The sequence below is a fragment of the Bacillus sp. PK6-16 genome, from assembly GCF_056530295.1.
Genome location: NZ_CP096511.1, coordinates 1,382,215 through 1,407,886, shown reverse-complemented (window position 1 = coordinate 1,407,886; position 25,672 = coordinate 1,382,215). Strand labels below are relative to the sequence as shown.

The window sequence follows — 25,672 nt, the reverse complement described above, 5'->3', positions numbered from 1 at the left end:
TTTTTATGCATAATGATCACAAGTTTGACGTTTTAGTAATTTATGAGGAATAATGATACACTTTGCAGTGGATTCGGCATTCTCTACTTTATCAACTAAAGCTTTTGCTGCCTCATATCCTAGCTGATAAATATTCACATCAACTGTCGAAAGTGGAGGGCTCGCAATTTCTGATAATAAAGCATTATTAAAGCTTACAATAGAAACATCTTTCGGTACAACGAATCCTTTTTTAGAAAGAGCACTTAACACACCAAGTCCAATTAAGTCATCCGTTGCCATAATTGCCGTTGGCGGTTGCTGCAGTCCCATTAATTCCTCAACAGCTTGTTGACCACTTTCCCTCGAAAAATCAAAATGTAAAATATATTCTTTTGGTAATACAATGTCTGCTAATTTCAAGGCATCACTCATACCAGCTAAACGATCTCTCGTTACAAGTAAATCTGATCCACCACCAATGAACGCGATTTGCTTATGCCCTAATGAAATTAAATATTCTGCCACTTCTCTTGCAGCTGTATAATTGTCATTATCTACATATGTAATTTCATCTTTTCGATCATATGGTTTTCCTATTAAAACAAACGGGAAATTTTGTTCATGTAAATATTGAATAATCCGATCATTCTCCCTTGAATATAAAAGAATAATGCCACCAATTTGGCGTCCCTGTACCATCTTTACGACACCATTAAAAATTTCTTCTTCCGTTTCACCTGTCGACATGTAAAGCGCATAACCTTCTACGTGTGCAAATGAACTAATCCCTCTTATAACTTCTGGGAAAAATGGATTTTGAAAAGCTTTACTTGCAGAACTTGGCATAACAAGACCAAGTGTTTTCGTCGTTTGGTTCGCAAGATTTCTCGCATTTAAATTGGGATGATACCCTAATTCACTCATCACTTTCCTAACACGGCGCTTTGTCTTTTCACTTATACTTGGATTATCAGCAATTACACGAGAAACTGTTGATGGTGCCACATTCGCTTGCTTCGCCACATCTTTAATTGTAACTGTCATAAAAATCCCCCTCCTCTCATTTCTCTGCCATTTTTCATATATTTTATCTCGCACTCATTGCAAGTCATAAACTTTCATTTCTTATATCTTGCAAAACTAATCCTATTCTCCCTCTTCATGTATTGTAAGGGATATAGCTATTTTTTCCTATACTATAATATACTATTTATTTCACTTCTTTTCACATGTGATGTCAAATCTCTTTTCATCTCCCTATAAACTTATTTATAGGGAGATGAAAAGAAAAATGGGACGTAATGTCCCATTTTTCATCCTTTTGTACCTCCAGCTGTTAAACCAGAAATAAAGTATTTTTGTAGTGATAGGAATAAAATTGAAATTGGGATCGCAATTAACACAGAACCCGCTGCAAACGTTGTAAATTCATTACCGAATTTCTTCGCAACCATTTCATATAATCCAACTGCTAAAGTATAATTTTCTGGTGTTCGCAAAATAATACTCGCTAAAATGAAATCTGTAAATGGACCAATGAAAGTAAATAACGCTACAACCGCTACGATTGGCTTTGCAAGTGGCATAATGATTTGCCAAAAAATACGAAAATGCCCTGCTCCATCCATTCGAGCTGATTCATCTAGTTCTTTCGGAATCGTATCAAAATACCCTTTCATAAGCCATGTATTCATCGGAATAGCCCCGCCTACATAAATTAAAATTAATGCAAGGTGTGTATCAATTAATCCTGTTAATTGAGCTAATACGTATAAAGCAATTAACGCTGCAAAGTTTGGAATCATTTGCAGAATTAAAAATGTTAATAAACCATTTTTTCTTCCAACAAAACGATATCTCGAAAATGCATAAGCAGTAAAGCTAATTGCTAACACTGAGAAAATCATCGTTAAAACACTTACTTTTAATGTGTTTTTATACCATAGTAAGTAATTACTATTCTCTAGATCTAATAACTTACGATAATGATCTAACGTTGCATTTTGTGGAATAATACTTGATCCAGATAAACTATCACCCGGATTAAACGATGAGCCAATAATCCATAATAACGGATAGAAAATGATGGCACACATTACGAAAATAACTAAATAACTTAATGAGAGACGTAACATCTTCTGTCTTTTAATATTCATTTACATCATATCCTCTTCTTGGAATGATTTTGTTCTCTTAAATTGCCATAACGCAACTGTAATAACAATTAACGATAATATCATTGTAAGAGCTGCTGCTTTTCCATACTGCGCTGAAGTCATCGTTAACTTATAAATCCATGAAATTAAAATATCCGTTCCACCTGCGTCTTGTCCAGCTACAGCAGGACCTCCACCGTTAAATAGATAGATGATACTAAAGTTATTAAAGTTAAACGTATATTGCGTAATTAATATTGGTGCTGTTGCATATAACACAAGTGGCAATGTAATTTTGCGAAACTGTTGCCAAGCTGTCGCTCCATCTACTGTAGCCGCTTCATATAATTCTCCCGGAATCGATTGCAGTATACCTGTTGTCATCGCAAAGATAAACGGGAACCCAAGCCACGTTTGAATCATAATTAAAGCAATCTTCGCCCAAAATGGATCTGTCATCCAAGCAATCTTTTCAATTCCGAATAAAGCTAATACTTGATTGTTAATCGCTCCAAATGTTTCATTAAACATACCAGAGAAAACAAGAATAGATACGAATGCTGGAACCGCCCACGGTAAAATGAAGATTGTTCGAATAATCGCCTTTCCTTTAATACCGGGCTGATTTACGATAATCGCTAAGAAAATACCAAGTGCAACTTGTAATGTTGTTGCAACGAATGTCCAAATGACAGTCCAAGAGAATACACTTACAAATGTCTCTCTCCACATCGGTAAAGTGAAAATATCAATAAAGTTTTTAAAGCCCACCCAATCTACTAATTTAGCTGGAGGAGAATGATATAAATCATAGTTTGTAAATCCAATTAAAATTACGAAGATGATTGGAAATACAACCACAAAGATAAGTAGTAGAAAACCTGGTGAAACCATTAAATAAGGAAAACCTTGATCTAACAAATTACGGTATTGCTCTTTTACAGAATTTAACGGTGTTCCGCTATCACGTTTCTTTCCATTTTGGTATGCATCATATAAGTTAAATGCATATATGCCGAGCCCAAAAGCGATAACGATAAGGGCCAAGATTCCTTCTACTAATAGAAAAACAGAATGGTCACGTGGAACTTCTGTACCAAGCGTTACAATACCCCATAATCCCATATTTAATAAATCAGCAAAGGCTACAATAAATGAACCTGTTAATACTAGAAAAATAAGACCTTTTACAAATTGTTTATTATATATTTGGCCCACGCCTGGAATGATTGATAACATGGTTGCCATTTTCCTATGCTTTGAATGGTTTAACCCATTTGCTGGTTCCATAGATGTTTGCATGTTCCTTCCCCCTTTTTTCTTCCTACATGGAAGGGAGAGAATTCGTGCCTCTCATATTCGAGGCACGAATTTCACCTTATTTTTTCTTGTTATGATTTGCCTCAATATTACCTTTAATTTGTTTCACTGCACTATCAAGCGCCGCTTTTGGTGCCTCTTTATCTGTAACAACTAATTGAAGCGCATCTCCAGCTGGTTTCCAAACTTCTTGCATTTCTGGAATATTTGGCATTGGAATTCCATTTTCAGATTGCGTTGCAACTGCTTTTGCAGCTTCGTTATCTTTAATAATTGGATCTTCCATTACTGATTTTACTGGAGGAATTTCTTTTGTTTTCTCAAATCGAATTTTTGCGTTTTCTTCATTTGTTACCCACTCAGTGAATTTTGTAGCTAAATCATTTTGTTTAGAGAAACTTGTTACATGCCATCCTTTAACCCCAACAAACGTTTTCATTGGTTGACCATTTGGTAATTTCGGCATTGGAGCAACGCCATAATCAATCCCGTTCTTTTCCATTGCTTGGAACGCCCATGGGCCATTCATGATAGAAGCTGCTTTTCCTTCATTGAATAGTCCATCAGCAGCAGGCCCACCTGATTCACCGATAATACCTTTTGGGAATAATTTTTCCTTGTACCATTTTTGAAGATATTCAGCACCTTGTACTGCTCCGCTATTATTTAATCCAACATCACTTGCATTTGGCTTTCCATCTTTTTCACCAAATACATAACCGCCCATACCTGCCATGAATGCATTAGCAAAGTAGAAGTTATCTCCTAATGCTAAAAATCCGTACTTGCCATCTTTCGTAAATTCTTTTGAGAAGTTAAACAGCTCGTCCATCGTTTCTGGCGCTTTTGGCATTAGTTTTTTATTGTAAATAAAGACTGGTGTCTCAATTGCTTTTGGTAAACCATATAATTTTCCATTATATGTCTGTGCTTCTATTGATGAATTAGTAAATTTACTCTTTACAGCATCATCTGCTTTCACTTCAGAAAGTAAACCTTCTGTTACTGCATTTCCGATTTGATCGTGTGGCAATGTTACAACATCTGGTCCAGTCCCCGCTGGCCCATCAAGGCGTAACTTCTTCACTTGATCTGTCATTTGCATTTCAACAACTTTTACTTTTACTTTATATTTTTCCTCAAAGCTTTTCACTGCTGGTTCTAAACCAACACCTTTTTTATCATCTTCCCAAACAAGAAGATCATAGTCTTTTTTCGCTTTACTTTCCTCTTTTTTCCCTGAATCTTTCGGTCCACATGCAGATAACATACCAATAGATAATGCTGAAACCGTTAATAATGATAATGCTTTCTTCATCCCAAAAACCTCCCTAAATTGTCTATGTACCTCAGTAACTGAAAACGTTTGCATTTAATAGTTTAATTGAAGCGCAAACAATATCTCAATCTATGAAAACGTTTGCGCTATTTGTCTATCATTATACATTCTTTTATTCATTTTGCAAATATTAATTTAAAAATTATGTCATTATACTCTTTATACATTGACTTTATATGAAATGAATACTACTCTTATAAGCAATATTAAAGCTATGAGAAAGGCAATCGTTTGCAATATAGGCTTTATTATTACACTTAAGGGAATACTATGTATAGAGATATTGAAGGGGGATTTTCTATATGTTTAAAGAAGCCATTTATCATAGGCCGAAAGATAATTATGCATACGCTTATGATGAACAAACAATTCACATCCGAGTACGTACTAAGAGAGATGATATTCAAAGCGCCGATCTTATTTACGGTGATCCTTACGAATGGAAAGACGGGAAATGGATATCAGCAAGTACACCCATGAAAAAAACGGGTTCTACTGCATTATTTGATTATTGGTCCATTTCAATCGAACCAAAATTTAAGCGCTTACGTTATGGGTTTGAATTAAAATCTGAAACAGACACTCTTATTTATGCAGAGCGAGGATTCTTTTCTAGCATTCCAAATGATGATGTTGGTAACTTTTTCTGTTTTCCATTTATTCATGCAGATGATGTATTCAAAGCACCATCTTGGATTAAAGACACCATTTGGTATCAGATTTTCCCTGAGCGATTCGCTAATGGCGATAGTACGCTGAATCCAGAAAACACCCTCCCTTGGGGAAGTGCGAATCCAACTCCAACTAATTTTTTCGGCGGAGATTTTTCTGGTGTTATTCAAAACCTTGATTACCTTGTTAAGCTTGGCATTTCCGGAATATATTTCACACCTATTTTCAAAGCTCATTCAAACCATAAATATGACACAATTGACTATATGGAAATTGACCCACAATTTGGGACGAAAGAAACTTTTAAAGAGCTCGTTGAAGAATGTCATAAGCACGGTATAAAAGTAATGCTCGATGCTGTGTTTAATCATAGTGGATACTTTTTCGAGAAATTTCAAGACGTACTAGAGAATGGTGAGAAGTCCGCATATAAAGAGTGGTTCCACATTCATGAATTTCCGATTATAACCGAACCACTTCCAAATTATGATACTTTCGCCTTTACACCGTATATGCCAAAATTAAATACAGCTCATCCAGATGTAAAAGAATACTTACTTGAAGTAGGACGTTATTGGGTACGAGAATTCAATATAGATGGCTGGCGCCTTGATGTCGCCAATGAAGTCGATCACAACTTTTGGAGAGAATTCCGAACTGAAATAAAGACACTAAATCCTGAAGTATATATTTTGGGAGAAATTTGGCACGATGCCCTTCCGTGGCTACAAGGCGATCAATTTGATGCTGTCATGAGCTATCCTGTTACAAACGCTCTACTTTCTTACTTTGCTAACGATTCCATTAAAGCAAGTGAATTCATGAAGCAAATTACAGAATCTCTACATTCCTACTCTATGAATGTAAATGAAGCAGCATTTCATTTATTAGACAGCCATGATACTCCAAGAATTTTAACAACATGCAACGGAGATAAAAATAAGTTGAAATTGCTCTATGTATTCCATCTTTCTTTCATCGGCTCTCCTTGTATTTATTACGGAGATGAAATTGGTATGGATGGCGGCATGGACCCTGATTGCCGTAAATGTATGATTTGGGATACTAAAGAACAAGATCATGCATTATTTACCCATATACAAACATTGATTTTATTACGGAAACAACATAAAGCATTTGGAGGACATGGTACTTTTCAATTCATCGAAGCAAATGATGAACATAATTATATTTCTTATACGAAAACATATGAGGATGAAACTATCTTTTTCGTTTTAAACCCTACTAATAGTGAAGTTACAGTTTCACTCCCTCTTCATGTTACTGGTAAGAAAATAATTAACATTTATACAAACGAAGAATTTTCAGCAGAAGCAAGTGTATTACAAGTTACACTTCCTCCATATGGATTCTCCATATTAAAATGGTAATCCAAAAAAGCCTTATGCCAAGTTTGAAGTGGCATAAGGCTTTTTCTTATTTCAATTTGAACACTATCGCTTCATACGGACGTAATGGAATGTTATCTATTGATCCGATTTCTACATCGTAATTGTGTATAAATAACTCTGATTCACTATAACTAATATCCTTAGGCATTTCAAATACACTTTCATCCGCAGTAAAGTTTGCAATGACAAGTAGTTTTTCATCTCCATATGTTCTTACATAAGCAAAAATAGAAGGGTCATTATCTAATATTAAATCATATGATCCATACACAACTATTTCATTATTTTTGCGTAGTTCAATTAATTTCTTATAGTAATAAAAAATTGAACCTTCATCTTGGATTGCTTGTTTCACATTAATCTCTTTATAGTTAGGATTTACAGTAATCCAAGGTTCACCTTTTGTAAATCCAGCGTGATTCTGATCATTCCACTGCATCGGAGTTCTAGCATTATCACGACCCTTTATATAAATAGATTCCATTACTTTTTCTATATCTTCACCATGGTCTATCACTTTTTCTTTATACATATTTAACGTTTCAATATCTCGATATTCATCAATTGATTGGAACCGAACGTTCGTCATTCCGATTTCCTCTCCTTGATAAATATATGGCGTTCCTTTCATCATATGAAGAACTGTCGCTAACATTTTTGCTGATTCAATGCGATACATTCCATCATTACCAAAACGAGATACAACGCGAGGCTGATCATGATTATTCCAATAAAGGCTATTCCATCCGGTATGCTCTAATGCTTTTTGCCACTTTGTTAAATTCTCTTTTAAAGTAAGAAGTGAGCATGGTTTTACATCCCACTTTCCACCTTCTCCTGAATCTAAATCCATATGTTCAAATTGGAATACCATTTGCAATTCTTTTCGTTCTTCTCCAGTATACAATTTCGCTTCTTCTGTCGTTACACCAGGCATTTCACCAACCGTCATAATATCATAATGCGATAATACTTCCTCATTCATTTCATGTAAATATTTATGAATGTTTGGACCGTTCATAAAATGCTTATGACCTGAAACATACCCCTCTTCTTCTGTTTCAACAGCTGGTAATCCCTCTTCTTTAGAAATAAAATTAATAACATCCATACGGAAGCCATCAATTCCTTTTTCTAACCAAAACTTCATCATTTCATAAACATCTTGTCTTACCTTTTCATTATCCCAATTTAAATCTGGCTGTTTTTTAGAAAACAGATGTAAATAATATTCATCTGTCATTTCATCATACTGCCATGCTGATCCACTAAACGCTGCTCCCCAGTTATTCGGCTCTTTTCCTTCTTTTCCAGGGCGCCATATATAGTAATCTCTATATTTATTATCTTTTGATTTACGTGATTCAATAAACCAATTATGTTCATCCGAAGTATGATTAACAACTAAATCCATCATAAGTTTCATATTACGTTCATGCATTTCATGTAATAGCTCATCCCAATCTTCCATTGTTCCGAACTCGTTCATAATTTTACAATAATCGCTTATATCATAACCATTATCATCATTTGGAGATTCATAGACTGGTGATAACCAAATCACATCAATCCCTAACTCTTTTAAGTAATCTAGCTTTGCAATAATCCCTTGAAGATCTCCTATACCATCACCATTACTATCCATAAAGCTACGAGGATAAATTTGATATACTACACTTTCTTTCCACCATTGTTTTTCCATTATGCTACCCCATTTCATTCATCATTCATTTTTCTCTTTTTTAAGGCGCAAACGTTTTCATTAATGAATGATAACAGATTCTATCTCAATTTAAAATAGCGCTTACAATTTTTATTGTTCTTTTTCTAAGAAAACATATGAAAACCACTAATAAATCTCCAATAAATGAAAACGTTTTATTTTTTTATTTATTTTTTGAATCTATTCGTTTATAATGAACTCAAAGAAAACGTTTGCATAATTATTTCTAGGGGGAAATACCATGGCAGAACTTAAATTAGAAAACATTTATAAAATATATGATAATAACGTAACAGCTGTAACTGATTTTAATTTACACATTCAAGATAAAGAATTTATTGTATTTGTCGGTCCTTCTGGATGCGGAAAATCTACAACATTACGAATGGTAGCTGGACTTGAAGATATTTCAAAAGGCGAGTTTTCAATTGATGGTAAACTAATGAATGATGTTCCTCCAAAAGATCGAGATATCGCTATGGTATTCCAAAACTACGCTCTTTATCCACATATGAGTGTATATGATAATATGGCATTTGGATTAAAACTTCGAAAAATACCAAAAGATGAAATCGATCGTCGTGTGAAAGATGCAGCAAAAATTTTAGGACTTGAACAATATTTAGATAGAAAACCGAAAGCATTATCAGGTGGACAGCGCCAACGTGTTGCTTTAGGTAGAGCAATCGTTCGAGATGCAAAAGTTTTCTTAATGGATGAACCATTATCAAACTTAGATGCTAAACTCCGTGTTGCAATGCGCTCAGAAATTTCTAAGCTACATCATCGTCTTGGAACAACAACAATTTATGTAACACATGATCAAACAGAAGCAATGACTATGGCTTCGCGTCTTGTCGTTATGAAGGATGGAAAAATCCAACAAATTGGAACTCCAAAAGAAGTATATGAAACACCAGAAAACATTTTCGTGGGTGGATTTATCGGCTCACCAGCTATGAACTTCTTCCGTGGTAAATTGACTGAAACCGATTTCGTTATAGACAATACTATAAAAATTAAAGTATCTGAAGGAAAAATGAAGATGCTACGTGAACAAGGCTATGTAAATAAGGAAATTGTTTTAGGTATTCGTCCAGAGGACATTCATGATGAACTACTATTTTTAGAAGCTTCACAATCTACTGCCTTCACAACAAAAATTGAAGTCGCTGAGTTATTAGGTGCTGAATCCATTTTATATATGAAACTTGGGAATCAAGATTTTGCGGCACGTGTAGATGCAAGACATACGTTTTCACCTGGTGACCAAATTAAATTAGCATTTGATATGAATAAAGCGCATTTCTTTGATAACCAAAATGAACAACGTATTCGCTAAAAAATTTATCTTTACTATACACATACAAAAAACCGTCCACATATATTGAGGGCGGTTTTCATTATTATACTAGGGCTTCTACTGTATGAAATGATTGTCCTTTCGTGCTAATAATACCGAAAATCGGTAAATCACTAAGCACCACTTCTTCTTGCTGTTTCATAAAAGATGACGTTAATTGTTTTATCTCTATCCAAACGTCATTAATACAAAGTACATTGGAATCGTTCTCTTGTTGGCGAGAAAAAATAGAATCTATTTTATATAAACCAGCATTTTGAAAAAGCATATCAATGCGACTGAATGCATTCAAAGTAATGCTAATAACGCGTTGCCAATCTCCTTGCTTTCCCATATCATAGGATACAAAAAGTGCTTCTCCGCCTAGATTCATAATTTCCTCCACTGTTGCTTGTCCACTCTCTTGATCAATGTCCGTCACAATAACTTTTGCGCCTTGTTTAGCCAACAAAAGAGCTGTATTACGTCCAATACCGATGCCACCGCCAGTTACGATAGCAACTTTTCCTGCAAGCTTCATTTTCATTACCCCTTCTATAAGTCTTACCGTCATTCAGTATACTCCTTTATAAGATTAATCTGCAAGCAAGAAAAATTGCTATTTAATTTGTAAACGTTTACTTTTTATCCTTCTTTTTTCTTATTATTACGCTGATCGAAAACTAGACCGATAAAAATGAGAATACCCCAAAAAATTATGCTACCTCCTGTCATTTTAACTTCCCCCTTATTATATAAAGTGAAATTTTACTCAGCCCCAATATGGCGGAATAAAGATATTATTTTTAATCATTATATCATTTTCTTAATTTTCAATCTATTATAAATAGAAATAACACATTTTGGCTTTTCCTTACTGTAAACATTCCCCATATACTTATAAAATCAAAAAGACCCTTTTATATATAAAAAGGTCTTTTTTTCATTATACAAGACTTATTACTTTCGTTTTTGTAATTAAATCCTGAAAACCACAATTATCTTTGCGGAACAACATCATATATACATTACATATTAATGGAATTCCTAATAGCAATACGTTCGGTAATAACACTACAAAAAATCTTATAATTAATGTTTGCAACGTTAGCTTTTCACTCTTCAATGAAATTAGTTTTATTCTCGTTATCTTTTTTCCAAGTGTAACACCGTTCCAAAGAAAGGGTAATACAATAAAATATATCGCCATTAATATGAAAACTACTGCAAAATCATATCTAAAATCACCTAAGCTTATATTAAAGCGCTTAAACATAGCACTATAGTTTCCGGTCATAATAGCTACTACTGCACCATACATAACCGAGATTAAAAACATGTCAATTAGGGAAGCACCTATGCGATTCATTACAAGCGCTGGACGATGCATCTTTAACTTCATTTTATGTCGACTCCTTCATATCCTTCTTTACCCGTCTCATCGTACCACTTCTAAAAAACATTGTAAACTAGCGTTTCTCTTACTTTTCTTGTACAATTTGTTACAATAGCATTATAAAGGAGGTTCCCATATTGAAAAAATGGATAATCCTATTCGTCGCCTTCCTATTAACTGGTTGTGCAGGAAACACAAGTCACTTAACTTATACGGTTAACGATGAATACGAACTCATACGTACTTCTGGAAATGCATTTGAACTTTTCCCCTCGCAAGATGCTGTATATGCCACACAATACATCCCTGCAAAAATTACAGACATTGCTTGGGATGATAAATACATTATTGCAAAACAAACTGAGGAAAAATCAGATCCAAATAACCCTGACGCAGCAATTGCAAATAAAAAAAGTGAACATTATTGGATTATTGATGTAAAGCACAATAAACGTTTCGGTCCCTACAATGAAAAGCAATTTAATGAACAAAAAGATGCGTTTAAAATTAAGGTGCCTTTTCAAAATGTAGATTCATACATAAAAGAAATAAAAAAACAGTCAGCATAATATTTGTATGCTGACTGTTTTGTCTTACATTATTTTAGTGAGATGTTAAACGTTTGTGGCTCTTTTACAACATCTTGTGTTTCTGAATCTCCTGCAAGTAAATCATCAGTTGTAAACTGAATATCCTTTACCTTGTCTTTTCCATCGTCAAGTATTAAACCAATAATACCATCTCTTATTTCACCAGGCTTATAGTCTTCTCTTGATACATTTTTTGTACCAACTAACGTATCTTCGTCATATAAAAAGTTTTGAGTGGCTACTTTAAAATGTTGCTTACCATTAATCATAACATCATTCATAGAGAAAAATTGCATATTTTTATTTCCGCTATTCTCCACTTTATATGTAATCTCAACGTAACGAATTGTATTACTAATCTCTGTTCCACTTAGCGATGCATATAATTCTGCATCTTCTTGGCTTACTTTATCCCCTAATCTACGTTTTACTTCTTCAGGAGTTAGTGCCGTGTATACTTTCAATGTATTTTTTGCCTTTTCACTCATTTGTGATAAAGAGATTACTTTCACATCTTGTACGTGAATTTTCATTGGCGCTACTTCAAATGTTTGATTCACAGAATGCATCTGCTCTAACTTGAAAGTACCCCATCCTGTTTCTTTCACTTTTTGTCCTACTTTTTTCAGCTCACGCCCACCATACTCTTTCGTTTCAGGAATAGATTCTTTCTTCTTCGGTTCAGCTTTCTTTTCTTCTTGATGGAAGCAACCACTTAACATAAGAAGAAAACTACATAAAACAAAAATACTTTTCCATGCTTTCATCATTTCATTTCTCCTAACGCTATCATTCATGAATATAAAATTAGTCCCTTGCTTTGTAAACTATAGAAACAATGACAATTCCACAAAATGAACTTGTCAGTCCAGATACTATTATACCTCCAATTTGGAAAATATGAAAATAGGGATCTAGGAACGCATGCACGATAAATATAAAAGCTGTCACAATGATTATCGAAACCCAATACTTTCTTTTTTCTAAAGCTACAATCATATCTTTCCCTGTTTCATCTTTATACTTCCATAGTACGTATAATAGCAATAATAAGCCAACACATGTACTCCCATGTTGCATATATTTATACAATGGAATACTGCGTAATTCAATTTGTAACAATGCTATTTTCATAACGAAATAGCCTGTATTATGAGTAAATGCATCCCAAACAACATGCGTGAGCATACCGAATAATGCAGAATAGCAAAATACAAAGAATTCTTTCCAGGTATGTAGCCCCCACCTCTCATCTATTGCATATGAATAATAACCAGCAAACGGTTTAGGCAAATGCGTTATAAACGGCTTTTTTAAAATGTAATGATATATGTATGCGATTAGAAATACAAGCGGTAAATTTAAATATAAGAACCCAAGCCATGTATGGCCAATAACACCATAGGGTCTAAAGTGCAAAAAATATTCAAAGTCAGGCGCCATACTACCTAATATAAGAGCCGTTACTGAAATATGTTTAGAGTGCTTTTTCGCAAAAGGAAGAACTGCTGCTGGATGTGCAAATGTAAACGGCATACTTTAACTCCTTCTCACATTTTCAATAGAATACCATATATCATAACGAGAGAATGGATCTTCATGCAATATTTATTTTCACATTGGAATATGATAGTTTAAATGATATAATCCACATAAAATATTCAGAAAACAAGAAGGGATTCAGGTGTCATTAACACTTGTATTTGCTACCTTTTTAAATTCAAAATCCGTTATGAATTGAGGTTTATATATTGATTGACGTACCCTTTTTACAAAATGTCACATTAAAAAAAGAAAATATCCCTAGTTTTTCCGCATATCCTTACTGCTTACCCGCTATTCGAACATTACAATCACTAGCTTTCCATCCAAATGTAACATTCATTATTGGAGAAAACGGAACAGGTAAATCAACATTACTTGAAGGAATTGCAATTGCGTTAGGTTTTAATGCAGAAGGTGGAACGAAGAACTTCCGCTTTAGCACAAACGATTCCTATTCATCTTTACATGAATACCTTCGCATTTCAAAAAGTTTCAATACACCAAACGACGGTTTCTTTCTTCGCGCTGAATCATTTTATAACGTTGCTTCTTATATTGATGAAATAGATGCTGATAGAGAAGCACGTGGGAATCCGGTTATCAACTCTTATGGTGGTATCTCACTACACGAACAATCACACGGTGAATCATTCTTCTCATTATTTATGAACCGTTTTTCAGGACAAGGTTTATACATTTTAGATGAGCCTGAGGCAGCTTTATCACCAATGAGACAACTTTCCATGCTCATTCGAATGCACGAACTAGCTGAACAAGGTTCACAATTTGTTATCGCGACGCATTCTCCTATTTTAATGGCTTATCCTGAATCCACTATATATTCTTTAACACAAGAGGGAATTCACGAATCCACATTAGAAGAAACTGAGCATTACCAAACGACGAAACTTTTCTTTGAAAATCGCGATCGATTATTCCATCATCTATTTGAGTCGTAAAAAAAGAAGCAGCAATAGCTGCTTCTTTTTTATAGTGCTTCTATAAATAAGGCAACCCCGATACCGCCACCGACGCATAAAGAGGCAATTCCTTTTTCTAACCCACGTCTTTTTAATTCGTGAATTAAACTTACTGTAATACGAGCCCCTGTACAACCAATTGGATGCCCAAGTCCTACGCCACTACCGTTTACGTTCACTTTTTCACGGTCTAAGCCTAACTCTTTCTCTACAGCTAAATATTGAGCCGCGAAAGCTTCATTAATTTCAAGTAAATCTGCATCTTCCAATGACCAATCTACTTTTTCTAAACCTTTACGAATTGCTGGTGCTGGTCCAATACCCATAATTTTTGGATCTACTCCAGCTACTGAATATCCAACAATTCTAGCTAACGGTTGTAAACCTTTTTCTTTCGCTTTTTCTTCGCTCATTAATACTAGAACTGCACTCCCGTCATTAAGGCCAGATGCATTTCCAGCAGTCACTGATCCATCTTTACGGAATGCCGGCTTCAATCCAGCTAATTTTTCAGCTGTAATATCTGCACGTGGATGTTCATCCTTCGAAAATACAACTTCTTTTCTACGCTCTTTTATTGTAATAGGAACAATTTGATCGTCAAAGTATCCAGACTCGATTGCCTTCAGTGCCAATGTATGACTGCGAAGAGCAACTTCATCTTGTTCCTCTCTTGTAATTTCATATTGTTCAACTAAATTTTCCGCTGTTTCACCCATCATAATATGGTGAATCGGATCTTCTAACACTTCCCACACCGTATCACGAATTTCTCCGTGCTGTAGACGTTGTCCCCAGCGGTGCTGTTTCAATGCATAAGGGCTCGAACTCATCGCTTCTACCCCACCTGCAACAACAACATCACTTACACCTAATTGGATTTGCATTGCAGCTGACATAATTGCTTGCATACCTGAAGAACATTGACGTTGGATTGTATATCCCGTAACTGTGTCAGGAAATCCTGCCGCTAATGCAGCTGTTCTCGCCGTATTTGCTTCATCAGTTCTTTGAATACAATGACCTAAAATTACTTCATCAACTTCATGTGGTTCTACCCCGCCTCGTTTTACAGCTTCCTGAAGTACAGGAACAGCTAATTCTACTGGCGTTACATTTTTTAGCGCTCCTCCAAAAGTTCCAATTGGCGAACGAACTGCAGCTGTAATAACAACATTATGCATTTTGCACTTGCCCCTCTCTTATGTACCCTAGTCAGTTTTTAGGTGAAATTCCATAAGATGTATATCTATAACTATCATACTATAAACATACTAAAAAATCAAAATATTTAATATAATAAAAATAGAAGGAATTAACCTTCTATTCTGTCAGCGCATATAAAAACTTTTGTAAAATTTTCTCTGTCGTTTCATTCAATTTTGGCAACTTATCTACTGGAAAATATTGAAGTTTTAACCCTTCATGATCGAGCTTTAATTCCCCGCTCACATGATGTGCCTGATACAGATGAATAACATTGAAAATTTCATCGCCATTCGGATAACGGAAATATACTTCTTTTCCTGATAGAACACCAAGAAATTGCATTATTTTTGCAGTTAACCCCGTTTCCTCAAATAACTCTCTACGTGCAGTTTCTTCTGTCGTTTCGCCCAGTTCCATCGCCCCACCAGGTACACCCCAATCATATGTATCTGAACGATATTGAAGCAATACTTCTTGATTATCGTTTAATATAATAATTGCTGATCCTACGAGAATAAGCGGCCTTGTACCAACGACTTTTCGTAACTCTTCAATATACCCCATATGTAAATTCCCCTTTCCCTAACCTCCCTTATCATAACAAAATTTTGCTCTTTTTGTTCATGTAATTTTAAAGAAAAAAAGAAGCTTTCGCCTCCTTTTTTTCACCTTTATTTCTTAAAACTTTCATATTTTACAGCTTCAAAAGCTTCCTCAATTTCATCATTACGATAATGGACATATGTAAAACGCCCCAATTCTACTAATCTTGCTATTTCCTGTAACGCTTTATGCTGCTCATATGTTTCTTTCAGCTTAATATGTACATAAAACTTCATTAAAGGATGTTCATATAAAGGTTCTCCCACCTCTACATATACATCTTCCACCCCTTGTACAACTCTTACATAACTCGCAAATTGATAAAGTGCTTCTCTGTCTGAAACGATTTTTAATGTATACATATATTCTCCCCCTTTTCTTTACTATATCAAAAAGATGATCACACCATGTTATAGAACTATGAAATTTTTTCGACTTGTCATCTATATATTCAATAAAGAAGGCGTTTATCCATACATGACATCTTTTCCCCACATATATTATAGGAAGAACTTTTTTTCAGTTGAGGTGTTCCTTATGGATCCATACGTCAATATATGTATTTGTATTACTCCCGGCGCCGATATTTCTGATGACCGCATCGCAAAAGATTTAGCTGTTGCAGAGTCAATTTGGCACCCGATTACCTTTCAAATTCAAGAAGTAATTATTTTAAATGAACTTTTCCGTTTTTCTGACCGCGAAATTAGTTATAAAAATTCTATTCAAAGTCAAGAAAAGCTGGCATCCTTTTTCCAAACTTGTGTAAATGAAGCTCCTGCATGCGACCTTTACATTTGTTATATTGGCAGTGATTATTTCAAAGAAACAGCAGTAATTGCCTGCGCTTACTCTTTAGCAAAACAGCAGCAACTTACAGGATATATCGTTTTAACGAACTCGGCTGCTCCTATGAAAAATATATATACGCTCGCTCACGAAATTGGTCATATTTTATTTACAAGACGTGTTCACGGAAAACTTACTCACGCAGATCCTCATTCCCCAACTGGATCGGAGCACCATCCTTCTCCAACAAATCTTATGTATCCGATAGTCCCACGCCCTGAAAATGTTCCTATTCAATCTCTATTAACGAACGAACAAAAAGCACTCTCTTTACAAAGCTCTTTATTGCAAAGAAAAAAACAGTAACGCCCTTGTTACTGTTTAAAACAATATATTCCAATCAATAAACCAAATTCCGGCTGCAACGGATGCAAATATACAACTAAACATAAATACAATTACTCTAAAAATCTCTATATAATATTTCTTTGGAAATAATTTTTTGCATATCCAGAGCAGCCCTTTACCTATTAAACCGAAGAACAAAACATAACCTGATGTGTCATCTAATAAAGTATCGAAATAGTCATCGTGTACCTTTTTCGAAAAGGTAGTATATAGCCCAAAAATCGTTAAACCTAAAAATGTAATAGACAATATACCTAGAAATATACTTTGCATATTTGTTCTCCTCTTAATAAAAAATTCAGTTCGTTCGCTATTAATATAAAGCTAGCTTACAGTTTTTTTCTCCTCAATTTTCAAAGACCATCTCATTAATACATATAAACTTCCGTACAGAAGTAACGGCTCTAGCATTCCCCAATATGGGTTGTTCTTCCCTAATTCTTTAAATACAAACATAATGAATAGCGGAACAATAACAGTTAATATCCCAATCCAGCCAAGTATGTATGCTTCTCCAATTAACAGTACTAACAAGATAACTCCAGCTAGTATATAACTTTGTATAGTCGTTAATTGTAATACAGGTGTCCCATACCATTTATTCATAAACATTAATAATACTAGTAATAAAATCGGTAGCAATGCTGCTACATAAATAATGCTAAATTCTTTTATTTTACTCTTAAATGATGACATTTTAAAAGCAAATATAATTCCTACAATAGTAATCATTAAAACAATTGGGTATCCAATTAATTGTACATTCGTTAATGTAAATTCATGATTTGGGCTTTCAAATAAAATATTTGTAAGTAACCAATATCCCCCTATTCCAATTATCATTCCTAAAATAGTCTTTATACTCCCGCCTTTATCTTTCTCCATCTCTTTCGCTAATTCTTCCGCATACTCTTTTGGCGAATCACCAAATATATCACTTACCGTTTTTCCTTCTTTCTCACCTTCAATTAAATGAAGTTCTGCATCTTCTAAAAAAGCGTCAACATCTTCTTCTTTAATTCCTTTCGTTATTAAATACACTTTCGTATCAATTAAAAACTTTTCTCCTTCTTTAGAAATCTTCATGATAATCCCTCCCTTATTAAACCGTCTCTCTTCTATTCGTCTTCATCATAATTTCAAGGAAAATTAAAATAAACAAACTTCCGTATAAACATATAATTTGAAATAGCATTGGCATAAGATCTTCCGATGTAAATGTTTTAAACAGTAACATAATAGAAAGTGGAATGATTAAATATAAGTTTTTAAACCATCCTTCAAAATATATATTTATCGCTACTGTGATCATAAAAATCCCACCAGCTACTATATAACTTTGGACTTCGGTGAATGTGAGCATTTTTGTAGGATATATCACATCTAATATCGTAACAGCTCCTCATAAAAACAATGGAGCAATCATAACTAAAGACCACATGGAAAACCATGTTTTTGTAAAGCTTGTGACGAAGGTCATTTTGCGAAGTAGAAAATTAGGACCTATAACAACTAAAATCAATGAAAAACTGTAACCGATACACTGAATAAGTGAAATCTGTAACATTCCATGATTCACTATTAAGATAGAAGCAATAATCCAAAACGATACGATATTCATTACTGTAAAACCAATTTGCTTCCACGTTTCCTGTCTATCTCTTTCCATTACTTTGACAAGTTCATTTGCATATTCTTTCGGTGAGCTTCCGAAAATATCTTCTACACTTTTCCCATCACTCTCACCCTCAATTAAATGGAGTTCCGCATCTTCTATAAAATTTTCAATATCGCTTTCTTTCACACTCTTTGCCGTCAAAAATAATCTCATATCTAACAAAAACTTTCGCGCTTCACTTGATAGCATTATTTTCTCCTTCCCTTCCCTTCCCTTCAAGTAGACGTTCTACACTACTTTGCATCGTTTCCCAGCGATCCATAAATTCATCAAGTGCTTCCTCGCCTTTTTCTGTTAATGTATAATATTTTCTCTTTGGACCAGATGGAGATTCCTTCATTACGCTTGTTATTAGTCCTTCTTTTTGCATTCGTATTAATAACGGATAAATACTTCCCTCACTCGCCATTGTAAAACCATACTTCGCTAGCTTTTCACTCATTTCATAACCGTATATTTCGCCTTCAGAAATAATAGCAAGTAAGCATCCTTCTAAAATCCCTTTCAGCATTTGACTTGTCGACATAATTCAAATCCTCCTACTATCTTGCTTTACAAGATAGATAAGCGTAAGTATCTTGCTTTACAAAATAGTATAGCAAAGACTATTTTGCAAAACAAGATAGCTAACGATATTTTTTCCAAATGTTTGCAGGAATTTCATTATAGCTTCTCTAAATAGAGCACTATGAAAACTTTATTATGAAGGGATGTTTTTCATCATGGTTACAAATCGAGTTGTCTTTTTAACAGGTGCTGCAAGTGGCATTGGTTATGAAATGGGAAAGGCTTTTGCAAAAGAAGGTGCAAAAGTTGTGATTACCGATCGGCTTGAAGAACGTGCAAAAGAAGCTGCTGAACAATTACAAAATGAAGGTTTTCAAGCTATCGGTTTAAAATGTGACGTTACATCTGAAGAGGAAATTACAGCAGCAATTTCTCAAACAGTTGATCATTTCGGTTCATTACATATATTAATTAACAACGCAGGAATGCAACACGTTTCACCCATTGAAGACTTTCCAACTGAAAAGTTCGAGCTACTAATTCAAATTATGCAAATTGCTCCGTTTATTGCAATTAAGCATGCCTTTCCGATTATGAAACAACAAAAATATGGTCGTATTATTAATGTCGCTTCTATTAACGGCCTTGTCGGGTTTGCTGGAAAAGCTGCCTACAATAGTGCAAAACATGGCGTAATTGGATTAACAAAAGTTGCCGCTTTAGAAGGTGCTACGCATGGTATTACTGTTAATGCCCTTTGCCCTGGTTATGTTGATACCCCCCTTGTACGTAATCAACTACAAGACTTAGCTACTACACGAAATGTACCACTTGAAAATGTTTTAGAAGATGTTATTTATCCACTCGTTCCACAAAAGCGCTTATTACAAGTACAAGAAATTGCAGATTATGCGATGTTTTTAGCGAGTGAAAAAGCTAAAGGTATAACTGGTCAAGCTGTCGTTATCGATGGTGGTTATACCGCTCAATAAAAATAAAGTTTGCTCAAGAAGAGCAAACTTTATTTTTTATCCCGAGGATCTTCGTACTTTAGTAATTGCCGCGGGAGCTTCTCAATTGCAACAATTACCCCCTCTAATTTACTTTCAATACGGTGGAGTAAATATAATGTTACAACAATCGGAAACCCTACATTACCTATCATCTTGATCCACTCTTCCACCCTCTTCCCCTCCTTTCATTATATAAGTAAGAGAAAACACTGCATTTAGGCATAAAAAAACAAGCTATTATGTATTAGCTTGTTTTTCAAATAATGATGCAATTTCTCGTTTATAGTCCCCGCGTATAATACCTTTCTCAGTAATAATTCCTGTAATTAATTCATTCGGCGTTATGTCAAATGCTGGATTATAAACATCCGTTCCAATTGGTGCTACTTGTTTTCCAAAGATTTTCGTAACTTCTGTTTCATCTCTTTCTTCAATAATAATTTCGGCTCCAGTTTCTTTCGTAACATCAAATGTTGACAGTGGCGCAGCAACGTAAAATGGGATATTAAAGTACTTTGCTAAAATAGCTAAATTCATTGTCCCTATTTTATTGGCTGTATCTCCATTTGCGACAATTCGATCCGCCCCCACAATAATTGCGTTTATTTCTTTCGTTTGAATAGCATGAGCTGCAGTATTATCTGTTATAAGGGTCACATCAATATTTGCTTGCTTCAATTCCCACGTCGTTAAGCGACCACCTTGTAAAACTGGTCTCGTTTCACACGCATATGCATGTAAACGCACACCTTTCTCTTTTCCAATATAAAAGGGAGCTAATGCAGTTCCATATCTGGCAGTTGCGATACTTCCAGCGTTACAGATTGTTAAAATATTATCGCCATCTTTAAAACATGTTAACGCATATTCCCCAATATTTCGACACACCTCTTCATCTTCCTGTTGAATGCAAAGCGCTTCTTCTTCTAATATTTTTTGTGCTTCTTTTATTGTAGTAATCTCTCGAATAGATTCTCTCATACGATCAATTGCCCAAAATAAATTTACTGCCGTTGGGCGTGATGTCCCTAAATAGTTACAGTCTCTATTAAACTTCTTTTGAAATTCTTCGATATGTAAAGTATTATATTTTTTCGCTGCAAGCGCCAAGCCAAATGCAGCTACAATTCCAATTGCAGGCGCTCCGCGTACTTCTAACATTATGATACTTTTCCAAACCCCTTCAATAGTCGTTAATGTTTTGTATTCTGTGCTATGTGGCAATTTCGTTTGATTTAATACTGCAATTGCATCACCTTTCCAACTTACAGATCTCGGAACAGTAACAATTATACTCATGCTTTTACACCCCTTGAAACTGTCTGTTGAAATAATGTTCGAAACAGTTGAATATCAGCACTTTTAGATTCATATTTTATTAGTTCTTTTCCTAAGGATAGCGCTTGTTTCTTAGCTTGAATTCTTGTTTCTTTATTTTCTATTTCATCTAAATCTGCTACATGAGCTAAACCAATTGTTCTACGAATTAGTTCACATCCGGCAAATCCAACAGCATCAGTAAAGATATTTTGCAAAATAATTGGTAACCATTGTTTTTCTTTCGTATATGCTTCTACACCTTCTCCAATCCATAACTTTGTAAAAGTCTCTACAAAATGACTCCACGTCTTTTCTATATGAAAAAATAGTACACTTCTCTTTTCTTCTTCTCTAGATAAAGCATTTAATAATAGATTTGCAATAAATTGACCTATATCAAATCCAAATGGGCCATATGTCGCAAATTCTGGATCAATCACTTTCGTTTCAGAAGGTGACGAAAAAATACTACCAGTATGTAAATCACCATGAATAAGAGTTTCTTTTCTTGTTAAGAACTTATATTTATATTGTGCTACTTTTAGTTTTAAAGTTTTATCACTCCAAAGTTCATCAACCACGAGCTGTAAATCTGGCTCATAATCATTTGTATCATAATGCCCAAAAGGATCTGTAAACACTAAATCCTCTGTAATTTTACATAGGTCCGGATTTACAAAGGTACCTTCTAGTATCCTCTTCTCTTCTGACTGTAAACCAAAATCTGAAGTGTAAAATAAAACATGTGCTAGAAAACGACCAATATGCTGGGATAAAAGCGGATATTCTTCTCCGTCTATTAATCCTTTTCTTGTAATTGTTAGTCTTGATAAGTCTTCTATTACCGTTATCGCTAACTCTTCATCATGACTGTACACTACTGGAACATAATCCGGTACATACTGCGCAAAAATTTGTAATGCCTTGCTTTCAATCGTTGCTCTTTTTATAGACAATGGCCAGCTTTCACCAACTACTTTAGCATAAGGCAGTGCTTGTTTTATTATAATGGATTTCTCTCCATCATCTAATTTGAACACGTAATTTAAGTTTCCATCTCCAATTTCATGACAAATGACATTTGCCTTCTCTTCAAAATAACCATGACCTTTCGCATATTGTACAGCTGTTATTTCTGTTAATGAATAATATCCCATCGTCTTCTCCCCCTTTTTAAATTCAGAGGTTTTTCTAACACAGAAAAACCTCTTTCCACTAAGAAAGAGGTTTGAAGTTTATCTTCTCCCCTCTTATCTGCCAGAAAGTTTTACTTTCTGCTGGAATTAGCACCGTGCCTTTTGGCGTAATAAACGCCCCATTTCACAATGGTATTACGGTCGGTTGCTGGGCTTCATCGGGCCAAATCCCTCCACCTGCTCTTGATAAGAGTTGTATAATTTTTTGAATTTTTAACTTTATGTTGATGACTATACCAAGAATAAAAATCACTTGTCAACATTTTATTTGTATAATTCTGGACGACGATCCGCAAAAACTGGAATTCCTTTTCGTACTTCTCTAATTTTCTCGAATACAAGCTCTCCAAATAAAATTGATTCCTCTTCATTCGCCTCTACTACAACTTCACCCCAAGGATCCACAATTAAAGAATGACCTGCAAACACATTATTCGGATCCTTTCCTGCTCTATTACACGCAACAACATAACACTGATTTTCAACTGCTCTTGCTTGCAATAGCAAACGCCAATGTGCTAAACGAACTAATGGCCATTCTGCTACAACAAATAATACTTTTGCCCCTTTAGCAGTATGAACACGCATCCACTCTGGAAAACGAATATCATAACAAATTGTTCCAGCGCATTCAACATCATCTAGCTTAAATTCGCCCGTACCATTACCAGCTATTAAATATTTATGTTCATCCATAAGCTGAAATAAATGTACTTTACTATATTCGTTGACTAACTGTCCTTCATTATTTACAACATACATCGTATTTGTAACGCCTTGCTCTGTTTGCTTTGCTATGGACCCACCAACAATATGTACATCATATTGCTTCGCCCATTCTATTAACTTTTCTTTCGTTTCCACTCCATCCCTATCTGCAATTTCAGAAAGTCTCGTTAAATCATATCCTGTTGTCCATAGTTCTGGTAAGACGATAACATCTGGCCTTTCCTTCATAGCTTCACTTATTTTATTTTTAGCATTCTCAATATTTTTTTCTACATCTCCAAAAACAATATCCATTTGAATACATGCGACTTTCATTTTTTCAGCCCCATTCTTATTTTTCTCTTTACAAAATACTGGAAAGATTATATCATTTGTCACTAGAATTGTAACAACTTTCAAAAGAGGTGGAAAGTATGAAATTATTTCAACCTTCTGAGATAGTAACATCATTGCCAACACAATTTTTCGCTTCACTTGTTGCAAAAGTTAACAAAGTCGTTGCAGCTGGTCACGATGTTATTAATCTAGGTCAAGGTAATCCAGATCAACCAACACCGCAGCATATCGTAAAAGCTTTACAAGATGCTGCCGAAAAGACCATTCATCATAAATATCCGCCATTTCGCGGACATGAAAGCTTAAAGGAAGCCGTGGCTACATTCTATAAACGTGAATACGGCGTGGAATTAAACCCAAAAACTGAAGTTGCTATTTTGTTTGGAGGGAAGGCTGGACTAGTAGAATTACCGATTTGTTTTACAAATCCCGGTGATACGATTCTCGTTCCGGATCCAGGTTATCCAGATTATTTATCCGGGGTTGCTTTAGCAAAAGCACACTTTGAAACAATGCCGCTTATTGCAGAAAATAACTTTTTACCAGATTATACGAACATTGATGACTCTATTGCAGAGCGTGCAAAATTAATGTTTTTAAACTATCCAAATAATCCTACCGGTGCTACTGCATCAAAAGATTTTTTTAATGCAACCATTCACTTTGCTAATAAACATAATATATTAGTTGTTCACGATTTTGCTTATGGCGCTATCGGATTTGATGGTCAAAAACCTGTTAGTTTCTTGCAAGCAGATGGTGCGAAAGATATAGGAATTGAAATTTACACATTATCAAAAACTTTCAATATGGCTGGCTGGCGCATCGCTTTTGCTGTAGGGAATGAAAGTGTGATTGAAACAATTAACCTATTACAAGATCATATGTATGTTAGTATATTCGGTGCAGTTCAAGATGCTGCTCGAGAAGCGCTATTAAGTTCACAGTCTTGTGTAATAGACCTTGTAAATAGTTACGAATCTCGAAGAAACGCTCTTATTTCAGCCTGTCACTCAATTGGTTGGAATGTAGACATTCCAACAGGATCATTCTTTGCATGGCTTCCCGTTCCAAAAGGATATACCTCTGAGCAATTTTCTAATATTTTACTAGAAAAAGCACATGTCGCAGTTGCTCCTGGTGTTGGATTTGGTGAGCATGGGGAAGGGTATGTCCGTGTTGGTCTCTTGCATACAGAAGATAGATTACGAGAAGCCATTAATCGAATTGATAAATTAAATTTTTTCAAAAAGTAATTGACAACACGAAAAATATCTGACAAAATTCAGTTATCTTAAAAATTTAAACATTTCTAAATACTTCTTATCAAGAGCAGGTGGAGGGACGAGCCCGACGAAACCCGGCAACCGATCTACAATTGTAGACACGGTGCTAATTCTCGCAGCATTACGCTGACAGATAAGGAG

General features: G+C 34.8%; 27 protein-coding genes, 1 pseudogene and 2 riboswitches. Of the genes and pseudogenes, 7 read left to right on the top strand and 21 right to left on the bottom strand.

Annotated elements, in window-relative coordinates:
• Positions 1-3 precede the first annotated feature (3 nt).
• The 4 genes from malR to M1D66_RS07385 all read right to left on the bottom strand — a co-directional run bounded on the left by malR (position 4) and on the right by M1D66_RS07385 (position 4,776).
• Positions 4-1,026 carry a maltose operon transcriptional repressor MalR gene (malR, locus tag M1D66_RS07400; RefSeq protein WP_000219053.1) on the bottom strand — a complete coding sequence of 341 codons (1,023 nt, stop codon included), beginning with the start codon at positions 1,024-1,026 and terminating at the stop codon, positions 4-6.
• A 269-nt stretch (positions 1,027-1,295) separates the two neighbouring features.
• Positions 1,296-2,138 carry a maltosaccharide ABC transporter permease MalD gene (gene malD / locus M1D66_RS07395; RefSeq protein WP_001022608.1) on the bottom strand — a complete coding sequence of 281 codons (843 nt, stop codon included), beginning with the start codon at positions 2,136-2,138 and terminating at the stop codon, positions 1,296-1,298.
• Positions 2,139-3,440 carry a maltosaccharide ABC transporter permease MalC gene (gene malC, locus M1D66_RS07390; protein WP_086386180.1) on the bottom strand — a complete coding sequence of 434 codons (1,302 nt, stop codon included), beginning with the start codon at positions 3,438-3,440 and terminating at the stop codon, positions 2,139-2,141.
• A gap of 76 nt (positions 3,441-3,516) precedes the next feature.
• Positions 3,517-4,776: an extracellular solute-binding protein gene (locus M1D66_RS07385; RefSeq protein WP_000709923.1), complete on the bottom strand. Its 1,260-nt coding sequence runs from the start codon at positions 4,774-4,776 to the stop codon at positions 3,517-3,519.
• A gap of 323 nt (positions 4,777-5,099) precedes the next feature.
• Here M1D66_RS07385 and M1D66_RS07380 point away from each other — a divergent pair, with 323 nt between their 5' ends.
• On the top strand, positions 5,100-6,860 hold the full coding sequence (locus tag M1D66_RS07380) for an alpha-glycosidase (protein WP_000471782.1): 1,761 nt from the start codon (positions 5,100-5,102) through the stop codon (positions 6,858-6,860).
• Positions 6,861-6,906: 46 nt separating this feature from the next.
• Here M1D66_RS07380 and malL read toward each other — a convergent pair whose 3' ends face one another.
• On the bottom strand, positions 6,907-8,583 hold the full coding sequence (malL, locus tag M1D66_RS07375) for an oligo-1,6-glucosidase (RefSeq protein WP_242555087.1): 1,677 nt from the start codon (positions 8,581-8,583) through the stop codon (positions 6,907-6,909).
• Between the two features lie 262 nt (positions 8,584-8,845).
• On the opposite strand from malL, the gene M1D66_RS07370 reads away from it, so the two are divergent.
• A complete protein-coding gene (locus M1D66_RS07370; RefSeq protein WP_242555086.1) occupies positions 8,846-9,946 on the top strand; it encodes an ABC transporter ATP-binding protein in 1,101 nt (366 codons plus the stop codon).
• Between the two features lie 64 nt (positions 9,947-10,010).
• On the opposite strand, the gene M1D66_RS07365 is transcribed toward M1D66_RS07370, so the two are convergent.
• The 3 genes from M1D66_RS07365 to M1D66_RS07355 form a co-directional block, all read right to left on the bottom strand.
• Complete coding sequence (locus M1D66_RS07365; protein ID WP_000218410.1) at positions 10,011-10,520, bottom strand: SDR family NAD(P)-dependent oxidoreductase; 510 nt, start codon at positions 10,518-10,520, stop codon at positions 10,011-10,013.
• A 71-nt stretch (positions 10,521-10,591) separates the two neighbouring features.
• Positions 10,592-10,681, bottom strand: a complete 90-nt coding sequence (locus M1D66_RS07360) for a hypothetical protein (RefSeq protein WP_000145636.1) — start codon at positions 10,679-10,681, stop codon at positions 10,592-10,594.
• A gap of 211 nt (positions 10,682-10,892) precedes the next feature.
• Complete coding sequence (locus tag M1D66_RS07355; protein WP_000769082.1) at positions 10,893-11,348, bottom strand: RDD family protein; 456 nt, start codon at positions 11,346-11,348, stop codon at positions 10,893-10,895.
• Positions 11,349-11,479: 131 nt separating this feature from the next.
• On the opposite strand from M1D66_RS07355, the gene M1D66_RS07350 reads away from it, so the two are divergent.
• Positions 11,480-11,911, top strand: coding sequence for a DUF3997 domain-containing protein (locus M1D66_RS07350; protein WP_000758789.1), 432 nt, complete (start codon positions 11,480-11,482; stop codon positions 11,909-11,911).
• A gap of 29 nt (positions 11,912-11,940) precedes the next feature.
• On the opposite strand, the gene M1D66_RS07345 is transcribed toward M1D66_RS07350, so the two are convergent.
• Together M1D66_RS07345 and M1D66_RS07340 are read right to left on the bottom strand one after the other, a co-directional pair.
• Entirely contained in the window at positions 11,941-12,702 is a 762-nt protein-coding gene (locus M1D66_RS07345) for a hypothetical protein (protein WP_000973899.1), read from the bottom strand.
• 37 nt (positions 12,703-12,739) lie between these two features.
• Positions 12,740-13,468 (bottom strand): DUF4184 family protein, encoded by a 729-nt coding sequence (locus M1D66_RS07340; RefSeq protein ID WP_001116855.1) that lies wholly within the window; start codon positions 13,466-13,468, stop codon positions 12,740-12,742.
• 215 nt (positions 13,469-13,683) lie between these two features.
• Between M1D66_RS07340 and M1D66_RS07335 the strand changes: the two genes are divergently transcribed.
• Positions 13,684-14,436, top strand: a complete 753-nt coding sequence (locus M1D66_RS07335; protein ID WP_242555085.1) for an AAA family ATPase — start codon at positions 13,684-13,686, stop codon at positions 14,434-14,436.
• A gap of 29 nt (positions 14,437-14,465) precedes the next feature.
• Here M1D66_RS07335 and M1D66_RS07330 read toward each other — a convergent pair whose 3' ends face one another.
• From M1D66_RS07330 to M1D66_RS07320, 3 genes are all read right to left on the bottom strand, one after another.
• Complete coding sequence (locus M1D66_RS07330; protein WP_000552078.1) at positions 14,466-15,641, bottom strand: acetyl-CoA C-acetyltransferase; 1,176 nt, start codon at positions 15,639-15,641, stop codon at positions 14,466-14,468.
• A gap of 139 nt (positions 15,642-15,780) precedes the next feature.
• Positions 15,781-16,230, bottom strand: a complete 450-nt coding sequence (locus tag M1D66_RS07325) for an NUDIX hydrolase (RefSeq protein WP_000540529.1) — start codon at positions 16,228-16,230, stop codon at positions 15,781-15,783.
• A 107-nt stretch (positions 16,231-16,337) separates the two neighbouring features.
• Positions 16,338-16,631, bottom strand: coding sequence for a DUF3928 family protein (locus M1D66_RS07320; RefSeq protein WP_000288330.1), 294 nt, complete (start codon positions 16,629-16,631; stop codon positions 16,338-16,340).
• A 175-nt stretch (positions 16,632-16,806) separates the two neighbouring features.
• Here M1D66_RS07320 and M1D66_RS07315 point away from each other — a divergent pair, with 175 nt between their 5' ends.
• Positions 16,807-17,424 (top strand): ImmA/IrrE family metallo-endopeptidase, encoded by a 618-nt coding sequence (locus M1D66_RS07315; protein WP_086386177.1) that lies wholly within the window; start codon positions 16,807-16,809, stop codon positions 17,422-17,424.
• A 15-nt stretch (positions 17,425-17,439) separates the two neighbouring features.
• On the opposite strand, the gene M1D66_RS07310 is transcribed toward M1D66_RS07315, so the two are convergent.
• From M1D66_RS07310 to M1D66_RS07295, 4 genes and pseudogenes are all read right to left on the bottom strand, one after another.
• Positions 17,440-17,739, bottom strand: a complete 300-nt coding sequence (locus M1D66_RS07310; RefSeq protein ID WP_088309107.1) for a DNA-binding protein — start codon at positions 17,737-17,739, stop codon at positions 17,440-17,442.
• A gap of 51 nt (positions 17,740-17,790) precedes the next feature.
• Positions 17,791-18,552 carry a DUF1129 domain-containing protein gene (locus M1D66_RS07305; RefSeq protein WP_086386175.1) on the bottom strand — a complete coding sequence of 254 codons (762 nt, stop codon included), beginning with the start codon at positions 18,550-18,552 and terminating at the stop codon, positions 17,791-17,793.
• Between the two features lie 16 nt (positions 18,553-18,568).
• Positions 18,569-19,333: pseudogene (locus M1D66_RS07300) on the bottom strand (DUF1129 domain-containing protein).
• Positions 19,320-19,670, bottom strand: a complete 351-nt coding sequence (locus M1D66_RS07295) for a PadR family transcriptional regulator (protein WP_242555084.1) — start codon at positions 19,668-19,670, stop codon at positions 19,320-19,322. Before M1D66_RS07295 ends, M1D66_RS07300 begins: the two are co-directional and overlap by 14 nt.
• Before the next feature lie 196 nt (positions 19,671-19,866).
• Between M1D66_RS07295 and M1D66_RS07290 the strand changes: the two genes are divergently transcribed.
• Positions 19,867-20,643 (top strand): 3-hydroxybutyrate dehydrogenase, encoded by a 777-nt coding sequence (locus M1D66_RS07290; protein WP_000258428.1) that lies wholly within the window; start codon positions 19,867-19,869, stop codon positions 20,641-20,643.
• A 29-nt stretch (positions 20,644-20,672) separates the two neighbouring features.
• On the opposite strand, the gene M1D66_RS07285 is transcribed toward M1D66_RS07290, so the two are convergent.
• From M1D66_RS07285 to M1D66_RS07270, 4 genes are all read right to left on the bottom strand, one after another.
• On the bottom strand, positions 20,673-20,834 hold the full coding sequence (locus M1D66_RS07285; protein WP_000393336.1) for a YvrJ family protein: 162 nt from the start codon (positions 20,832-20,834) through the stop codon (positions 20,673-20,675).
• Positions 20,835-20,901: 67 nt separating this feature from the next.
• A complete protein-coding gene (gene mtnA / locus M1D66_RS07280; RefSeq protein WP_242555083.1) occupies positions 20,902-21,963 on the bottom strand; it encodes an S-methyl-5-thioribose-1-phosphate isomerase in 1,062 nt (353 codons plus the stop codon).
• Positions 21,960-23,141: an S-methyl-5-thioribose kinase gene (gene mtnK / locus M1D66_RS07275; RefSeq protein ID WP_242555082.1), complete on the bottom strand. Its 1,182-nt coding sequence runs from the start codon at positions 23,139-23,141 to the stop codon at positions 21,960-21,962. The genes mtnA and mtnK overlap by 4 nt, the downstream gene beginning before the upstream one ends.
• Positions 23,142-23,231: 90 nt before the next feature.
• Positions 23,232-23,373, bottom strand: a riboswitch (SAM riboswitch).
• Between the two features lie 71 nt (positions 23,374-23,444).
• Positions 23,445-24,308, bottom strand: coding sequence for a carbon-nitrogen family hydrolase (locus M1D66_RS07270; protein ID WP_016123295.1), 864 nt, complete (start codon positions 24,306-24,308; stop codon positions 23,445-23,447).
• A 14-nt stretch (positions 24,309-24,322) separates the two neighbouring features.
• Here M1D66_RS07270 and M1D66_RS07265 point away from each other — a divergent pair, with 14 nt between their 5' ends.
• Positions 24,323-25,501, top strand: a complete 1,179-nt coding sequence (locus M1D66_RS07265; protein ID WP_242555081.1) for a pyridoxal phosphate-dependent aminotransferase — start codon at positions 24,323-24,325, stop codon at positions 25,499-25,501.
• 64 nt (positions 25,502-25,565) lie between these two features.
• A riboswitch (SAM riboswitch) is annotated at positions 25,566-25,671 on the top strand.
• The last annotated feature ends 1 nt before the right edge of the window (position 25,672 follow it).

What these genes read in the sequence shown, in the direction of transcription:
- malR (WP_000219053.1), bottom strand. Translation starts at nt 1,026, where the DNA reads ATGACAGTTACAATTAAAGATGTGGCGAAGCAAGCGAATGTGGCACCA.
- malD (WP_001022608.1), bottom strand. Translation starts at nt 2,138, where the DNA reads ATGAATATTAAAAGACAGAAGATGTTACGTCTCTCATTAAGTTATTTA.
- malC (WP_086386180.1), bottom strand. Translation starts at nt 3,440, where the DNA reads ATGCAAACATCTATGGAACCAGCAAATGGGTTAAACCATTCAAAGCAT.
- M1D66_RS07385 (WP_000709923.1), bottom strand. Translation starts at nt 4,776, where the DNA reads ATGAAGAAAGCATTATCATTATTAACGGTTTCAGCATTATCTATTGGT.
- M1D66_RS07380 (WP_000471782.1), top strand. Translation starts at nt 5,100, where the DNA reads ATGTTTAAAGAAGCCATTTATCATAGGCCGAAAGATAATTATGCATAC.
- malL (WP_242555087.1), bottom strand. Translation starts at nt 8,583, where the DNA reads ATGGAAAAACAATGGTGGAAAGAAAGTGTAGTATATCAAATTTATCCT.
- M1D66_RS07370 (WP_242555086.1), top strand. Translation starts at nt 8,846, where the DNA reads ATGGCAGAACTTAAATTAGAAAACATTTATAAAATATATGATAATAAC.
- M1D66_RS07365 (WP_000218410.1), bottom strand. Translation starts at nt 10,520, where the DNA reads ATGACGGTAAGACTTATAGAAGGGGTAATGAAAATGAAGCTTGCAGGA.
- M1D66_RS07360 (WP_000145636.1), bottom strand. Translation starts at nt 10,681, where the DNA reads ATGACAGGAGGTAGCATAATTTTTTGGGGTATTCTCATTTTTATCGGT.
- M1D66_RS07355 (WP_000769082.1), bottom strand. Translation starts at nt 11,348, where the DNA reads ATGAAGTTAAAGATGCATCGTCCAGCGCTTGTAATGAATCGCATAGGT.
- M1D66_RS07345 (WP_000973899.1), bottom strand. Translation starts at nt 12,702, where the DNA reads ATGATGAAAGCATGGAAAAGTATTTTTGTTTTATGTAGTTTTCTTCTT.
- M1D66_RS07340 (WP_001116855.1), bottom strand. Translation starts at nt 13,468, where the DNA reads ATGCCGTTTACATTTGCACATCCAGCAGCAGTTCTTCCTTTTGCGAAA.
- M1D66_RS07330 (WP_000552078.1), bottom strand. Translation starts at nt 15,641, where the DNA reads ATGCATAATGTTGTTATTACAGCTGCAGTTCGTTCGCCAATTGGAACT.
- M1D66_RS07325 (WP_000540529.1), bottom strand. Translation starts at nt 16,230, where the DNA reads ATGGGGTATATTGAAGAGTTACGAAAAGTCGTTGGTACAAGGCCGCTT.
- M1D66_RS07320 (WP_000288330.1), bottom strand. Translation starts at nt 16,631, where the DNA reads ATGTATACATTAAAAATCGTTTCAGACAGAGAAGCACTTTATCAATTT.
- M1D66_RS07315 (WP_086386177.1), top strand. Translation starts at nt 16,807, where the DNA reads ATGGATCCATACGTCAATATATGTATTTGTATTACTCCCGGCGCCGAT.
- M1D66_RS07310 (WP_088309107.1), bottom strand. Translation starts at nt 17,739, where the DNA reads ATGCAAAGTATATTTCTAGGTATATTGTCTATTACATTTTTAGGTTTA.
- M1D66_RS07305 (WP_086386175.1), bottom strand. Translation starts at nt 18,552, where the DNA reads ATGAAGATTTCTAAAGAAGGAGAAAAGTTTTTAATTGATACGAAAGTG.
- M1D66_RS07295 (WP_242555084.1), bottom strand. Translation starts at nt 19,670, where the DNA reads ATGTCGACAAGTCAAATGCTGAAAGGGATTTTAGAAGGATGCTTACTT.
- M1D66_RS07290 (WP_000258428.1), top strand. Translation starts at nt 19,867, where the DNA reads ATGGTTACAAATCGAGTTGTCTTTTTAACAGGTGCTGCAAGTGGCATT.
- mtnA (WP_242555083.1), bottom strand. Translation starts at nt 21,963, where the DNA reads ATGAGTATAATTGTTACTGTTCCGAGATCTGTAAGTTGGAAAGGTGAT.
- mtnK (WP_242555082.1), bottom strand. Translation starts at nt 23,141, where the DNA reads ATGGGATATTATTCATTAACAGAAATAACAGCTGTACAATATGCGAAA.
- M1D66_RS07265 (WP_242555081.1), top strand. Translation starts at nt 24,323, where the DNA reads ATGAAATTATTTCAACCTTCTGAGATAGTAACATCATTGCCAACACAA.